The following is a 16,463-nucleotide window of genomic DNA, read 5'->3' as shown; positions in this document are numbered from 1 at the left end:
CTTCGAACCTAATTCAACTAAGGGGCTAAAGTCCCAAGTTTCATATATCCGCTTACAGCGTCAGGATGACGAAATGAAAAACATCAAAACGACGGAAAGCATTCTATCTTTACCACATGCTTCTTCGAGTTCCTGATTTTTACGATTCGTTCCATTGCATCGCCGACAAATGCACCGATACCTGCTGTGTCGGCTGGGAAATCGACATCGACGAAACTAGCGCCAAGCGCTACAAAACCGTCCAGGGAGAATTCGGCGAAAAGCTCCGCCAAAACATCGAAGACGATCATTTCAAATTGCTCCCCGGCGACCGCTGCCCATTCTTACGGCAAGACGGGCTCTGCGACATGATTTGCAACCTCGGCGAAGAGAGCCTTTGCGACATCTGTCGTGAACACCCGAGATTCGTCGAAGTCTACGGCGACATCATGGAAAAAGGAATCGGGCTCTGCTGCGAAGAAGGCGTACGCCTCCTGCTTGAGAGCAAAGGTACAGCCACCTCGCCCATCGCATTTATCGAGCGAGAAATCGACGACGCCCCCGATGAAATCCCCGACGACGCACTCGAAGCCCGCGATGTCATTTTCGAAGAACGTAATCATTTGTTCAAAATTCTAGCAGACCACAGCAAACCGCTGAACGTCCGACTCATCGAGTTATTGGATTACACCATCGAGACAAGTGGTTTAGAACTGTCCGAACCCGGCGATTCCGAAGTTCGCACAAACTATAAAATTTCGAACAACATCCACCACTCGTGGATCGACGTCCTTGGCAAAGGCGAAAGCTACGGCCCCGCCTGGGATTCGGCGTACAAGAAGATCAAAGAAATCGGCTGGTCAGCACCAGCAAATTCAGAAGTCGCTCCAAATTCGGGCAGCTCAATCTTCACAGACAGCGACGGTGAAAAAATCATCGCCTACCTGCTATTCCGCTACTACGAAAAAAGCTTATTCGACGGCAACAGCCTCACCAAAGTGGAGTTTGCCATTTATTTCTGGATCATGTTGCAAAAATTCGGAAAAATCCTCGCTGGCAATTCGGCCCCGCAAACCGCCCCAATTGATGCCATCAAGTTGCTCAGCAAGCAAACCGAATATTCCGAAGAAATCATGGAGATTTTAGAGCAAGAATTCATGGAAAATCCAGCGTTTTTGCCCGCCATTTTCAAAAGAATTCTAGCGGAATAACGCCGTCGAGCGAGAATCGCTAATTTTTACATTATTTTTGCCTTTTTTTGACGAAAATCACAATTCATCCCCTTATTTTTTGGTATTTTACAACTGTTTAAAATAGAATCCCTGGGATCAACCAAAAATCTTTAGGAGTATGAGCATGTTTAGACGAATTCTCAGTTTGATTGTACTTGCAGCAGCAATGGGTTTTGCACAGTTTGCACCTGAACCACAGGTTGCCGACATCAAGTTAATGATGGATCCCAAGACTGAACAACCCATGAAAATGGACTTTTCAACGCACCTTTCGGGCATCAGCGATCCGGGCATTTTGTTCGCGCATTTCAGCAACCGACCGCTGCTCATCTATTATTTCAGCCCCAAGTGCCCGCACTGCCAAAAGCACTTCCCCGAGATCCAGAACCTCATCAAGGAATATGAATCCAAGGGACTCACAGGCATTGCCATCGGCTTGAACGGCGGCATCAAGAAGAACGACATCCGTCTGTTCATCGACCAGTACCACGCTGTTATTCCGGTATTCCAGGACACGGATAGTAAGTTTGGGCCGGCTTATGGCACGGGTTACATCCCGGTGGTCTACCTCGTGCAGAAGGACGGCACGTTCTACCGCTACGAAACACTCAACGAAGCGAACATGAACCATTTGCGCGCTACGCTGAACAAGATTTTGAAGAAGTAATAAAAACGGCCGTCGAACCTGGCGCCCCTGGGCGCCAGACGGTATGAAAAAAGCCCCACAAGGGGGCTTTTTTCATACCGTCGGCGGGAGTCGAACCCACGACCCGTTGCTTAGAAGGCAACTGCTCTATCCAACTGAGCTACGACGGCGTTTGTGAGCACACAATATAGTAAATAATTTGATTTTTCGTCAATTCTCGCACAGTCCGTCCCACAATCTCTCTAAAAAATTACGTAATCCCCATTGCCATTATCGGGAATTTTATCTACATTTATGCATGAATTTAAATATTTGCATAAATCAAAAGCGCGATATACAATCGCACGGAGATACAATGAAGATTATCGACATCCTGAAGCAAGACAAGATGAGCCTCTCCTTCGAGGTGTTCCCGCCTAAAAAAGAAACGAGTTTTGAAAACGTTAAAGCAGCTACCGAAGCAATTGCAAAGCTTAACCCCGCATTTATGAGCGTCACATACGGCGCAGGCGGCGGCGTGAGCCAGTACACGCTCGAAATTGCGAAGAATCTCAAGTACAATTTCAACATTCCGATGCTCGCCCACCTCACCTGCATTTCGAGCACCAAGGAAACCATCCACCAGCGCATCGAAGACATGAAGGCCGCCGGCATCAAGAACGTGATGGCCCTCCGTGGCGACCTCACGCCGGAACTCATTGCAAATGGCCGTGGCGACTGCGACTACCACCACGCCGTCGAGCTTATCCGCGAACTCAAAGCCGCTGATGCCGATTTTTGCATTGGCGCCGCCTGCTACCCGGAAAAACACCCGGAAAGTCCAAACCAAGCCGAAGATATCAAGCACCTCAAGGAAAAGGTCGATGCAGGCGCCGACTTCCTCACGACGCAGATGGTCTTCGACAACAACCTTTTCTTCAGCTTCCTTTACAAGCTCCGCGATGCAGGCGTGAACTGCCCGGTGCTCCCCGGCATTATGCCCATCACGAACGCAAACCAGGTCGAACGCGCCATTAAGCTTTCGGGTTCGTTCATGCCGCAGCGTTTCAAGTCGCTCGTGGACAAGTTCGGTAGCGATCCGGAAGCCATGAAGCAGGCTGGCATCATCTACGCCACCGACCAGATCATCGACCTCTACGCGAACGGCATCACGAACGTCCACGTTTATTCCATGAACAAGCCGGACGTCGCCGAAGGTATCCTCAAGAACGTCTCTGCCATCCTCGGCAAGAACTTTGCAGGGTAATTAACGCGTCGTCATTATGACGCCATTCTCAACGGCGTCATGTTGAGAGGCAAAGCCTCGAAACATCCAGTAATTTCTCGCATAACAAGATTTAACTGGATTCTTCGTCCTCACGGACTCAGAATGACGAGATGCAAAAAGACTCAGATTGACATCAAAAAAAGACCTGACGATAAGCCAGGTCTTTTGAATTTCTAATAGGGAGATGCCCGCTCGGTGGCGGGCATGACAATCACCCTACGGAGCCGGAGCAGGCGCACTTGCCTTTGCCGGAGCAGTCTCGACCGGTTTCGGCGTTTCAACCGGCTTCGGCGTTTCAGCAGGCTTTGCAGCGGCAGCAGCTTCCGACTTCATTTCGACAACAGCCTTTTCAGCTCTGTCGCGCATGTTCTTCAAGCGCTTCAGGCCAGCCTTAGAAGCAGACCTCACCTTCTTTTCGGCATTGGCCTTGAGCTTCACCTTCACTTCGGGCTTTACGTTCGGCTTCACATCTGCTTTTGCCGGAGGCACCAAGGTGCTATCCTTCAAAAGCGAATCAGACGGAGCGGCAGCAGTGCTATCGCCTTCGGTGTAGTAACCGAACGGGATGAGTTCCACGCGGCGGTTCTTCGCACGGCCAGCATCCGTTACGTTATCAGCAACAGGCACGCGAGTACCGAAGCCAATAGCGCGGAGGCGTTCCGCAGGGATTCCCTTAGACTCGAAGTAATCCGTCACGGAGTGGGCACGGTCTTCAGAAAGCTTCTGGTTGTAGTCTTCGGTACCCACGATATCCGTATGGCCCTGGACTTCAAGCTTCACTTCCGGAATCTTTTCCAAAAGCGCGATGATGTCATCCAAAGTCGGGTAACTGGACTTGAGGAGCTTTGCCGAGTCGAATTCGAACTGGATGCCCTTCTTGAGGTAGTCCAGGTCTTCCTTGCGGCGCAGCGGGCAGCCACGCTTGTTCACCTGAATTCCCGGGAGCGTATTCGGGCACTTGTCCTTGTAATCGGGCACGCCATCCTTATCGGTATCGAGCGGGCAGCCGTCAGCATCCACGGCGACACCTTCCGGCGTATCCGGGCACTTGTCCGGCCCATCAAAGACTCCGTCCTTGTCGCTGTCGAGCGGGCAACCAACAGAATCAACCTTGACACCCTTCGGCGTATTCGGGCACTGGTCCTTGTAATCCAACACGCCGTCTTCGTCCGTATCAAACGGGCAACCGACGCTATCCACAGGCACACCCTTCGGAGTATCCGGGCACATATCCTTGTAGTCATAGACGCCATCTTCGTCCGTATCGAACGGGCAACCGACAGAATCCACGGCGACACCCTTCGGCGTATCTGGGCACTTGTCGAGACCGTCAAAGACCTTGTCTTCGTCAGTATCGATGCCGCAGCCGTCTTCGTCCACGACTATCGGCGGGAACGTTTCCGGGCACTTGTCCTTGCGGTTCTTTACGCCATCGTTATCGTCGTCGCCGTCAAAGCCAAACGTCCACGTGAGCTTTGCGATACCGGCAATAAGCGGCTGAGCCACATAGCAGTAGCTTGCGCGGTAGCCATTTTCGCCCTTGTACTTGATCTGGAAATCCTTGCAGTTGTCCATGGCGTCTTTGCGATCATAGCCATCCACGAGGTTTCCGATACCGATATCGATACCCGCAGCAAAGTCAATGTTGAAGAACGGAATCTTCACATTGATACCCGGCGTGAGTACCATCGGGTCGGTAATCGGGCTGAACGGATACGCATCGTTACCGAAGCGCATTTCGCCACTGAATTCGAGGAACGGCTGGAAATAATCGTTCACGAGCCAGTTCACGCCAGTGCTATACACGAGCGTATTCGAAGCATCGCCAAAACCGAGCATCAGGCCAAGAGAAGAATTCCAAGTAAGAGGAACTCCCTTCTTGGAGTAATCGACAGAGACAACCCCCGTAAGGCCGAGCATCACGCTGTTTGCCGTGTAGGCATACGTCGGGCCACCTTCGTTATCGAGGAACCAGGCGTGACGCGGGCGGATACCCACGCCCCTCCAGCCAGTCGGGACCGTCAAATCCACAACGGCGGCAGTTGTCATGTAATCCGGGCCAAACAAATGCGGCGTGCGGTACTTGGCGTAAAACTGCAAGTCGCCGAGGCCTCCCTTGCCCATGTGAGCGCGAATCGCTTCGCCAGAGTAATCCTTTGCGTGGTCGTAGTAAATCGGGAGGCTCACGCCGATATCCAAGTCATCACGGAGGCCAAACGCAAAGTTGAAGTTACCGGCCAAAGCGCCGTCAATGCGGCCCTTTTCCATACGGGCATCCCACACATCGAGTTCCTGGGTACGACCATACTGGTCCGTAAACAAGGCGCCACGGGTGTAGCCCCAGTTATCGGTCGCAATTGTACCGCCCGTCCCTAAACGGAAGTGAAAAAATCCAAGCGTATTCGCATCTTGCTGGTGGAGGCCGGTTTTACCCCCCAGGAGGCCGGTCTGTGCAAAGACCGCCGCCTGCGCAAGAGCAAGTATAAGGGTAAGTTTTTTCATATTCTAGTACAATTTCTATCAGCTGTTCGGGCACCACCCAGCCCATTTACTTAAACCTTCGCAATAAATGTAAACTGCAAAATTAAATATGCAGGTCTCATTATGTTCCGGATTAAACGCTTCGCAATATTCTTCCACAGTTTCTGCTTTCTTATAAACTTGATTTGTCTTTACGTAGTATTCCGTTTGTTCGTAATACCTAAGAGTAGGCTCAGTTATATCTTCACCTACATGATTGACAAATTCACAGGCGGAACCTGTAGAATGGTCTTCGCAATATTCTGCCACAGATTGCCACATGCTCTCCAATTTGACGAAAGACTCGGTACCGACATGGCAGATTTTCTTGTCGGTTTCCGTTTGACAATCACTATAATATCCACCACAGTGAGACATACTAGAAGAACTACGCGGATTGTTATGATACCCACCGTAAGTCAAATTTTCACCATGAGTTTCGCAGTACTCATCAGAAGTAATCCACTGATACATGGATGATTCATCCTTGTACGCACAGACATAGATTACGCTTTCTTTGGTAACAGTTGAATCTTCGTTATCTCTGTTGCAAATCTGGTCGAGAGCAATGTCTGTGGAGGCGTCAACCCACTTACCATTGCCATTTTCGACTTCTTTAGCTATAGAGCACTTGAAACTGTGGCTTTCACCATCCTTGAGGGATTCACTCTTAATGTCTGCAATGTTTTTAGTATCACCTCTATCGGTATCGCAATTATCAAACTTGGCGTTAAGGGACTCGTTAAGGTACTCATTTTCACCAATTTCTTTCCAATCTGTGGAGGAAGAACTTTCGGGGATTCCTTCTACGTCACCATTACTAAGACATTCATAGTATGCGTTACCGACTATAGCGACATCTTTTATTCGATTTCTCGTGCAAATTCCAAGCGTAGCGTCTTCATCCAAAACACTTGCTTTAACCCAAGAGTATCCGCTGGAAACTCCAGAAATGTAGTTACACTTGTATTTTTCCCCTCCGTAAACAGCTACTTTGGTTTGATTTTTCATCTTATCTTCATCGCACTTGCCAATATCCTCAAAGGTAGGTTCGTGCCAATCATTTCTCTTGGCACTAGCGACAAACGTCTTCGGATTTTCGCCACTCTTTAACGTTACGTTGACTTCAAAGGCAATGCCGTCGGCGTAGTCACTAGCTTGCTTGTAATCGCCATAGTTGCAAAGGACATTAATCCATTTCTGTTTTTCGACTTCTGGCATATTCGAGGCAATTGCACCCTGCACGACTTCTACAGAAACAGAATCACAGTCCCAACTGTTACAAGTGTAAATTACATTATCCTTATAACCATTCAAGAACAAGAAAACGCTGTTTCTTGTGCTTTCGTTGATAAAATTACCGTAGTACACCCATTCCTTGGCCCCGCTAGCAGTATTGTTTCTCGCATAGGTAGAACCGTGGTAGCTACACTTTTCGTTGAAGGTCGATTCGCCGAGGTCTTCGTCTTCAAGCTTCTGCACTGTAGCCTTGACGCGGTCACCCACGCAATATTCATCAGCAGTCGTTTCACGCCATTCATGGGTATGGTTACCGTTGTTGTCTAAATCCTCTACTGTTTCACAAACATATTCATAACCGGATTCAGTAACCACTTTTTCATTGACATAGCCATAATGGCAAGCTTTATCTAAATACGAGTCAAGCCAATCAGTAGCGATCCATTCGTATTTTTCCTGTTTATCAAGGTAATCGCATTTGTACCAAGCGGAACCATTTTCTTCCTTGACGACTCCCTTTCCCATCACGGTTTTTGTGCATATTCCATATTTCTCATCATGATAATCTTTCTGTCTCCATTTGGAGCCATCGCATACAAAGGTTGTTTTGCTCGTTGCCGTGGCAAGTTCCGCATTCTTGGTGTCGAACAGCTTTTCTTTGCCTTCGTTTACTGTAGCGCTGCATTCACCGAGGTAAAGCTTAGAAGACGGATCATTTGCAAGTTCTTCTGGAGTCTTGCCACTTGCAGCGCTAGAAGAGGATGCAACAGAGCTCGAAGAGTTCGGAATACCAGGCACAAGAGCATCGCAAGTAGAAGAAGCTGATAGATCACATTCGCACTCATACTCTTGAATTTCCCCGTCAAAGAACGCCGATCCCTTATCTCCTTTATTACGGCCCAAGCATACATTTTCAGTATCTTGCCAGTAGCATTTTCCATTGTCGCATACACAAACGGCATTTTCATCAAGACCTTCAAAGCTATAGAAGAAGGTCGAATTAACTGCGTCAGCATCGCAAACTTGTTCCACCGTTGCAACACCTACAGCCCAAAGTGTTACAGGATACCAAACTTGTTCGTTTTCGATATATTCAAAGTAACGGAAATATCCCCCTTCGACATCAGACTTATACACCTTGCTGCTATAGCCAAACGGATCATTGAAAACCTTTGCGTCTTCGACTTTAAGCTTATAGGCTTCCACAAATCCATTCTGCAAAATCTTGTAATAGACGGCATCCGTACCACTCCAGACATTCGTTTCAGCAGTATAGTCGCCATGCTGCATTTGGTTCCACTTGAAGAAGTTCGCGTCGATAAGCAAAGCGAGGTAATCAACAAAGAACATGCTGTGTTCCTTGCCTGCGTAAGTCGTATTGACGGCGGTGTTAAAGTTGCCGTTTTCGGCAAAGACATTGCGGAAAGCGTTATAGACCGAGTTAAAACCCGGAGTCTTGTCCTTTTGGTCAATGAGGGCCATTACCCACACGATGCTGTTGAAGTTTTCGGCCAGGCCAATCTGATCGGGGGCATAATGTTCGAAAGACGGATATTCTTCGCTGTTTTCCAAATAAAGGGCGTGGGCAAGGTCCTTGTTTGCCTGCACGTTTGCAACATCAAAACCGTTACCATCGTCAACCAACTTCTTTACGCGGGCGGCCTTGTAGTCGGTCAAGAAGTCGATGACAACCGTATCGGACGCATCGGACAAGTCTGCATAGGCGTTGTAAATGACATCCGTTGCGTTCGAGCCATATCCGCCAAAGGCGCCGAAAGCGTTGTTACTCAAGTTCAGCTTGACGCGGAGCTTCACAACCGGGGTCGTAAGGTTCGTGATGTCGAGATCTCCTTCGAGGCGTGCAACCTTGTATTCCACCGCCTTTTCGTTAGTTTCTTCGATTGTCACAAAGGATTTATTGGCAGAGGCGAACAAGTCCTGCATAAACACCTTGCCGCTCGGGGCGAACTTTTCGTCAAGGTCCGTCACGGTAAGTTCTGCATTATCGCCACCCTTGAGGTTCTTCCAGATTTCTTCGTAGATGTCGTTGGTTTTTGTTTCCTTATTGGCCTGCACCGGGAAACGCACGACAACATGCTTTTTGTACACCTTGGCGAGGTTCTCGTTCACGACTGTGAACGGGATTTCCATCTTGGTCTCGGCGTCGCCGCACTTGATGGTCACGGTGATAATAGCCTTTTCGTTGTCACGAACCGTATCGACGATGGCGCAAGACTTGTCTTCTAGTTCTGCATTCCAGCTGCTGTAAGCATCACTGAACTTGTTGTCGATATCTTCGCCGAACTTGTCCGTTGCAGAACTCAAGTTCTTGAGAGCGTCATCGACATCCTTCTGGTTCTTGGCAGAAGCGCTGCTCAAATTCTTGAGAGCTTCGTCAATTTCGCTCTGGCTCTTGGCAGAGGCGCTGCTCAAGGCATCCTTGATAGCCTTGTTGATTGCAGCAGAATCGACACTTGCGCCATTTTGACCGTCAGAGCCGTTAGACCCGTTTGTACCATTGGAACCATTCTTGCCGTCTTTACCGTCAGTACCATTGGTACCATTTTTACCGTCAGAACCGTCCTTACCATCTTTACCGTTTTTCACAACGCCAATCGTATCGCCATCGCAAATAATCGCAAATCCGGACTTGTCCTTGAGTTCCTTGGATTCGCATCGATACTGGACTGCTTCGTGATCGCTCATGGCAACCCATTCGCCATCAGAGCACACGTACATCGTAGCCTTGGACTTCACAAAGGCCATGGAGCCTTCGGTCGAATCGCTACAATCTTTTGCATCGAGAGAGTTAACCGTAGAAAATTGAGAAGCTTCCTCAGAAACGAGGACATCATCGCCGCAACCAGCGAAATAAAGAGACATTGCAGAAATTGCAAAGCCTAGCTTAATATATTTGTTATTCATTTTCGTTCCCATTTTTTTACAATTGTAAAATCGTGGCGGAATTTAGTTTTTTTTGCAAAAAAGTAAAGACTAAATGCATAGCCCATTTGGGTTAAGCTAACGCAAAAAAAGGAATTTTTCACATCAAATTACGACTTTTTGACCTATATAAAATTTTTATCACTTTTCCTATTTCTTAATAAGACAAAAAGACCTAGCGAATTTGCTAGGTCTTTTTACATTCATCGAGAAGGGAGCGCTTCTACTGCGCGAGCTTCTTTACAGCGTTCTTCACCTTTTCGGCAACCGGAGCAGCTTTAGCCTTTACTTCGGCGTCCAGCTCTTCAACAGCCTTGGCTGCCTTCGCCTCGATATCCTTCTTCTTTTTAGAAGCAGCCTTCGAGGTCGTAGACTTCACCTTCTTCTGCACATCGCCCTTCTGCTTGCCCTTTACTTCGGGCTTAGCTTCCGGTGCGACCTTCGGCTTCGGCGGAGCAAGGGTGCTATCCTGCAAGAGCGAGTCAGACGGAGCAGCCACAGTCCCATCACCTTCGGTGTAGTAGCCGAACGGGATGAGTTCCACACGGCGGTTCTTGGCGCGGCCAGCATCCGTTACGTTATCAGCAAGCGGCATACGAGTACCGAAGCCAATAGCGCGGAGGCGTTCCGCAGGGATTCCCTTAGACTCGAAGTAATCCGTCACGGAGTGGGCACGGTCTTCAGAAAGCTTCTGGTTGTAGTCTTCGGTACCCACGATATCCGTATGGCCCTGGACTTCAAGTTTCACCTCCGGAATCTTCACAAGGAGCGCAATGATGTCGTCCAAAGTCGGGTAACTGGATTGCAAGAGCTTTGCAGAACCGAATTCGAACTGGATGCCCTTCTTGAGGTAATCCAAGTCTTCCTTGCGGCGCAGCGGGCAGCCACGCTTGTTCACCTTGATTCCCGGGAGCGTATTCGGGCACTGATCCAAGTAATCCGGCACGCCGTCCTTGTCGGTATCGAGCGGACAACCGTCAGCATCCACGGCGACACCTTCCGGCGTATCCGGGCACTTGTCGAAGCCGTCAAACACACCGTCCTTGTCACTGTCGAGCGGGCAACCCACGCTATCCACAACGGCACCCTTCGGCGTATTCGGGCACTGGTCCTTGTAATCCAAGACACCGTCTTCGTCCGTATCAAACGGGCAACCGACAGAGTCGACAGGCACGCCCTTCGGCGTATCCGGGCACATATCCTTGTAGTCATAGACGCCATCTTCGTCCGTATCCAGCGGGCAACCGACGCTATCCACAGACACACCCTTCGGCGTATCCGGGCACTTGTCGAGACCGTCAAAGACCTTGTCTTCGTCCGTATCGATGCCGCAGCCATCTTCGTCCACGACGATCGGCGGGAACGTATCCGGGCACTTGTCCTTGCGGTTCTTTACACCGTCGTTGTCGTCGTCACCGTCAAAGCCAAACGTCCAGGTCAGCTTTGCAATACCGGCAATAAGCGGCTGGGACACATAGCAATACTTGGCACGGTAACCAGTCTCGCCCTTGTACTTGATCTGGAAATCCTTGCAGTTGTCCATGGCGTCCTTATTGTCGTAGCCATCGACAAGGTTTCCGATACCGATATCGAGACCTGCAGCAAAGTCAATGTTGAAGAACGGAATCTTCACATTGATACCCGGCGTGAGTACCATCGGGTCGGTAATCGGGCTGAACGGATACGCATCGTTGCCAAAGCGCATTTCGCCACTGAATTCAAGGAACGGCTGGATGTAATCATTCACGAGCCAGTTCACACCCGTGCTATACACAAGCGTGTTCGAGGCATCGCCAAAGCCGAGCATAAGGCCAAGAGAAGAATTCCAGACAAGCGGAACACCCTTCTTGGTGTAATCGACAGAGACGATTCCCGTAAGGCCAAGCATCACGCTGTTTGCCGTGTAGGCGTACGTCGGGCCACCTTCGTTATCGAGGAACCAGGCGTGACGCGGACGCATACCCACGCCCCTCCAACCAGTCGGGATCGTGAGATCGACAACGGCAGCAGTCGTCATGTAGTCCGGGCCGAACAAGTGCGGTGTACGATACTTGCCATAGAACTGCAAGTCGCCGAGACCACCCTCGCCCATATGGGCACGGATTGCTTCGCCAGAGTAGTCCTTGGCGTGGTCATAGTAAATCGGGAGGCTCACGCCGATGTCCAAGTCATCGCGGAGACCAAACGCAAAGTTAAAGTTGCCGGTAAGGGCACCATCAATACGGCCCTTTTCCATTCGGGCATCCCACACGTCGAACTGCTGGACACGGCCCTTGCGGTCTGTGAACTGGGCGCCACGAGTATAGCCCCAGTTGTCGGTCGCAATCGTACCGCCCGTCCCCACGCGGAAATGGAAAAAGCCAAGCGTATTTGCATCTTGCTGGTGAAGGCCTGTTTTACCCCCCAGGAGGCCGGTCTGAGCAAAGACAGCCGCCTGCGCAAGTGCAAGAATCAGGGTAAGTTTTTTCATACTGCTAGATTATCTCAGCGATTAGACTCCACTACAGGTCCAGTTAAAATCAGAACTGCCAACTGAACCTTCACAACGATACTGTCCGTCAGAAGAACATCCATCCGTAGTATACTCCAAATTCGATGGAGGCACGCAAGAGAAGTCTACCCATCCATTAGCGTCACAGACCTCTTCGGTAGAATGACTTTCACAGAAAGACGTAAAATCACTAGTACTACAACTTGCAACACCATATCTGATTTCCAGCATCAAATCACAGTATTGTTCCGCAGTAGTTATAGTAATCTTTTTCCACTCGCCTTCTGTAGCAGTACCTTCATAACGATAATATTCCTTCATGTACTTACAAATATCAGTCTTTGCGAAGGCCGCGTTACATGCTTCTTGTTCGTCAGCCGCTTCAGCAACATTGCCTTTCTCATTGCAAATAAAGTCATGAACCAAAGAATTATCCGTGTACTTATACTGGTCTTCGCTGTATTCATTGTAGTATCCAAATTGGTACGATGCGAGATCACCAATAAAGTGCGGTTCTTCAGCGCAGTCAACATTAAAGAAAGATTCAGCAGTTACTGTTTCAACTTCTCCAGAAGTAGAACGTTTAATATAGGTTTTACCACTTCCTTCAATACCTTCAGGAATATTATCACATATAGTGCAAACTTCTTCGCCAGCTAGGCATTCTTCATCATGGCCTGCAAGAAGTTTACGATTTTCAGCGCACCATGCTTCCCTAGTAGCTTCAACAAGGTCATGAGCACCAAGATTACCCGGAATAGGAGTATACTTGCAAAGGTAAACCTTGCTATTCGGGCCATTAAACAAAGTAACTGTTTCAGCATCGGCAATGTTCTTAGTACAGGGTTTGTCCACCGCAGTTTCTGTAGCGGTACCCTTACGCCAATCACATTCTAATTTATCACCATTCTGATTACAGTCGCACGCATACTTTTGGCCACCGACCGTAACCCAGTTTGCATCGGCATTTTTCATCACGGTCTCAATGCACTCGCCATACAAGTCAGACGGTCCAACTTCGTGCCAGTTTTTTCTATTGGCAGAAGCGACATACTTCGTCTTGCTAGCAGCATTACCCAGTTCAACTTCATATGCAATTCCTGCCACATAGCCGCTAGCAGCCTTCTTGTATTCAGCCTTGTTGCAGAAGATGCTCAAGCTGTCCGTCGAAGTGAAAGAATTTTTTCCTTTTTCATCACGGAATTGATCAACGAATTTCGTAATAGCATTATCATCAGAAAGTTCCGAGCATTCGTCATCGATGCACTTATAGATAGCATTTTCCTTGTAACCGTTCATGAATACGTACACGGAATCTCTAATACCCAATTTGGTAACAAGAGTTTCATAACCAACAGGAATGTCGATGATACGAGCTCCGTTGATGGCGCGAGGAACGAATCCTCTACCGGCTCTGCGAATGTAGCCCGTAGCATCGGCCCATTCGCTACCAGCTTCTTCACTATTCCTGACATAAAGTACATCTTCAAATTCGCACTTCTGGTCGTATTTCAAGCCCAAAGCAGCGAGATCTTCATCTGCAACTTTCTGTTCGGTTGCCTTAACATTGTCACCGACGCAATAAAGGTCCACCGGGCTTGCCTTGACCCACTTTGCGCCATTGCATATATAATCGCCATAACCAGTCGTGGTAGAGCGTTCAGCATCCTTTTCGTCAAAGGACTTCACTACATCCTTGTTAGCTGCAGTACACTTGCCGAGCGGGCCTTCGCCTTCAGCCGGATTCAGGATTTCGTCAATAGTCTTGCCGTTCCGAACAACATCTTCAAGAGAAGGGCTAGAAGGATCATAACTTACAATGTTGCAAGTACCAGACTGACCGTCCGTCAAATTGCCATCGCTATCATAGCATTCCTTCTTACACACGTAAGCGCTCAAATCAGGATCCGTACCGAAATAAGCGAAACCTTCATAACCCTCATCGCGTCCCTGGCAAGGATCCACCATTCCATAGCGGCACTCACCCCTTTCGCACTGGCACAGCATGCTGAAATCAGCTTTATCAACCGTGAATACAGCACGTATTCCTGCATTTGCAGCAGTTGCATCGCACTTTCCAGTTTCAGCAAAAGCAATTTGGTCAAGATTATTTGCCGGATACCAAATCCTATCGCGGCGATAGTATTCGAAATAACGGAAATGGCCACCTTCGACTTCGGGCTTCTGTATCTTGGAGTCCTTATCAAATTCAACAGCCTTGGTCGTATCGAGCTTGTAGGCGCTAACAAAGCCATCCTGAAGGATCTTGTAATAGATTTCATCATGACCGAGATAATCATCCGTTTCGCATTCGCCATTATAAAGCATCATCGGTCTCACATTGCCATCTGCATCCAATGCGCAATTCCACTTGAAGAAGTTTGCATTGATAAGCAAAGCAAGGTAATCCACAAAGAACATGCTCTGCTTTTTGCCTGCGTAAGTCGTTTCGATAGCTTGGTTAAAGTCACCATTTTCGGCAAAGACCTTGCGGTATTCATTGTAAACCTTATTGAAGTCCGGGACCTTGTTGCCCTGATCGATAAGAGCCATCACCCAGACAACGCCATTGAAGTATTCGGTAAGGCCAACACCATCGCCGCTACCCGGCAGGTAGTGTTCAAAGGCAGCAAGCGTTGACGGATCCTTAACCAAGGAGAGAGCCTTAGCAAGTTCTATGTTAGCCTGAGCGCCGGCCTTAGCAAATGTTTCATCGCCCTTCTGGACCAGTTTTTTCACACGTTCGGCCTTGTAGTCCGTAAGGAAGTCGATTACGACCGTTTCGGATTCATCGGAAAGGTCCGTGAAGGCCTTGTAGATTACCTCTGTCGAAGAGGAACCATTGCCGCCAAACGTAAACCCACCATAAGCATTCGTCATGTTCATCTTGATGCGGAGCTGAGCAAGCGGATTGCTCAAGTTCGTCACTTCAATATCGCCTTCAAGACGTGCAACCTTGTATTCCACTTTTTTCTTGTTCGTCTCTTCGACCGTCACAAACGCACCGCTCTTGGTAGCATCTGCAAACAGGTCCGTCACGAACATCTTGCCGGTCGCATTGAGCTTTTCGTCAAGATCCACCACGGTAAGTTCGGTGTGGTTACCGCCCTTGATGTTCTTCCAGATTTCTTCGTACACATCTTCGGAACTCGTCGTCTTTTCGGCATACACCGGGAAACGCACGACGATGTGCTTCTTATAGACTTTTTTAAGGTTTTCGTCATCGAGATTGGCGACGAATTTCTTTTCGACTTCACCGCACTTCACCGAGATCGTGACGGTCTTGCCGTCTTTGCTATACTCCGGTTCGGCGTTGAGCTTACAGGACTTGTCGTATTCTTCGGCGAGGCTGCTCAACTTCTTGTCAAGTTCGTCGTTATCCAGTTCGCTCTTGGCAGAAGCGCTGCTCAGCTTCTTGTCGACTTCCTTGCCCAATTCCTCGGAAGCATCCTTCAAGCCATCCTTGATGGCCTTTTCGACAGCGTCCATGTCGGCATTATCGCCATTTTTACCATTCTTGCCATTCTCGCCGGGATTTCCCTGTTTGCCCTTGTCGCCTTTTTCACCATTATAGACAGTGCCGATCGTATCACCATCGCAAATGATTTTAACGCCGGACTTTTCACCTTCGGAAAAAGACTTGGTTTCGCAACGATATTCGATAGCGTCCTGGTCATTCAAAGCAATCCATTCGCCATCGGTACAGACGTACATCGTAGATTCATCTTTCACAAAGGCCATCGAGCCTTCAGTCTTATCATTACAATCTTTAGGATTGATTGATTTAACAGTCGTGAAAGACTGCGCGACTTCCTCAGACACGAGAACGTCGTCACCGCAACCGGCAAAAATCATTGTCATCGCAGAAGCTGCAACGGCAAGTTTCAGGGTATTTTTTTTCATTTTTTTCCTTCAATAAAAAAAAGGCGTGCTTCCGTTCAACAGTTTCCTGTGATCGACCGCACACCCGCTTGTTACAAAATTCTGTCAAAATATAGTTTTTATAAGTTAATTTGTAAAGTTTGTCTCACTTTTTAATTATTTAAAGCTTACTTCGTAAATTTTCAGTTACAAATCGGCATAAAGCGGGGTTATCTCGCTTTTTCTCTCGAATTGTCGAAAAAACAGGCACATTTTTATCCAAGC

The 16,463-nt window shown here is 48.6% G+C and carries 7 protein-coding genes and 1 tRNA gene; 3 read left to right on the top strand and 5 right to left on the bottom strand.

The features are described 5' to 3' along the window. Window positions 1-116 precede the first annotated feature (116 nt). Both fliB and B7991_RS05025 read left to right on the top strand, forming a co-directional pair. Window positions 117-1,190, top strand: a complete 1,074-nt coding sequence (fliB, locus tag B7991_RS05030; RefSeq protein ID WP_088629875.1) for a flagellin lysine-N-methylase — start codon at window positions 117-119, stop codon at window positions 1,188-1,190. 145 nt (window positions 1,191-1,335) lie between these two features. Further along, window positions 1,336-1,878, top strand: coding sequence for a TlpA disulfide reductase family protein (locus B7991_RS05025; RefSeq protein ID WP_088629874.1), 543 nt, complete (start codon window positions 1,336-1,338; stop codon window positions 1,876-1,878). A 75-nt stretch (window positions 1,879-1,953) separates the two neighbouring features. Here the strand turns inward: B7991_RS05025 and B7991_RS05020 are convergent. Further along, window positions 1,954-2,027, bottom strand: a tRNA-Arg gene (locus tag B7991_RS05020). Window positions 2,028-2,212: 185 nt separating this feature from the next. On the opposite strand from B7991_RS05020, the gene metF reads away from it, so the two are divergent. Further along, window positions 2,213-3,103 (top strand): methylenetetrahydrofolate reductase [NAD(P)H], encoded by an 891-nt coding sequence (metF, locus tag B7991_RS05015; protein WP_088629873.1) that lies wholly within the window; start codon window positions 2,213-2,215, stop codon window positions 3,101-3,103. 237 nt (window positions 3,104-3,340) lie between these two features. Here metF and B7991_RS05010 read toward each other — a convergent pair whose 3' ends face one another. The 4 genes from B7991_RS05010 to B7991_RS04990 all read right to left on the bottom strand — a co-directional run bounded on the left by B7991_RS05010 (window position 3,341) and on the right by B7991_RS04990 (window position 16,220). Beyond that, the gene (locus B7991_RS05010; protein WP_088629872.1) at window positions 3,341-5,626 is read right to left on the bottom strand and encodes an OmpA family protein; all 2,286 of its coding nucleotides are present in this window, start codon (window positions 5,624-5,626) and stop codon (window positions 3,341-3,343) included. 18 nt (window positions 5,627-5,644) lie between these two features. Further along, entirely contained in the window at window positions 5,645-9,808 is a 4,164-nt protein-coding gene (locus B7991_RS05000; RefSeq protein WP_254917853.1) for a hypothetical protein, read from the bottom strand. 241 nt (window positions 9,809-10,049) lie between these two features. Next, on the bottom strand, window positions 10,050-12,296 hold the full coding sequence (locus B7991_RS04995; protein ID WP_088629870.1) for an OmpA family protein: 2,247 nt from the start codon (window positions 12,294-12,296) through the stop codon (window positions 10,050-10,052). A 21-nt stretch (window positions 12,297-12,317) separates the two neighbouring features. After that, entirely contained in the window at window positions 12,318-16,220 is a 3,903-nt protein-coding gene (locus B7991_RS04990; RefSeq protein WP_088629869.1) for a hypothetical protein, read from the bottom strand. Window positions 16,221-16,463 lie beyond the last annotated feature (243 nt).

The organism is Fibrobacter sp. UWB3 (genome assembly GCF_002210405.1).
Lineage (GTDB): Bacteria > Fibrobacterota > Fibrobacteria > Fibrobacterales > Fibrobacteraceae > Fibrobacter.
This window is presented reverse-complemented; position numbering and strand designations above follow the sequence as displayed.

What these genes read in the sequence shown, in the direction of transcription:
- metF (WP_088629873.1), top strand. Translation starts at nt 2,213, where the DNA reads ATGAAGATTATCGACATCCTGAAGCAAGACAAGATGAGCCTCTCCTTC.
- B7991_RS05010 (WP_088629872.1), bottom strand. Translation starts at nt 5,626, where the DNA reads ATGAAAAAACTTACCCTTATACTTGCTCTTGCGCAGGCGGCGGTCTTT.
- fliB (WP_088629875.1), top strand. Translation starts at nt 117, where the DNA reads ATGCTTCTTCGAGTTCCTGATTTTTACGATTCGTTCCATTGCATCGCC.
- B7991_RS04990 (WP_088629869.1), bottom strand. Translation starts at nt 16,220, where the DNA reads ATGAAAAAAAATACCCTGAAACTTGCCGTTGCAGCTTCTGCGATGACA.
- B7991_RS04995 (WP_088629870.1), bottom strand. Translation starts at nt 12,296, where the DNA reads ATGAAAAAACTTACCCTGATTCTTGCACTTGCGCAGGCGGCTGTCTTT.
- B7991_RS05000 (WP_254917853.1), bottom strand. Translation starts at nt 9,808, where the DNA reads ATGAATAACAAATATATTAAGCTAGGCTTTGCAATTTCTGCAATGTCT.
- B7991_RS05025 (WP_088629874.1), top strand. Translation starts at nt 1,336, where the DNA reads ATGTTTAGACGAATTCTCAGTTTGATTGTACTTGCAGCAGCAATGGGT.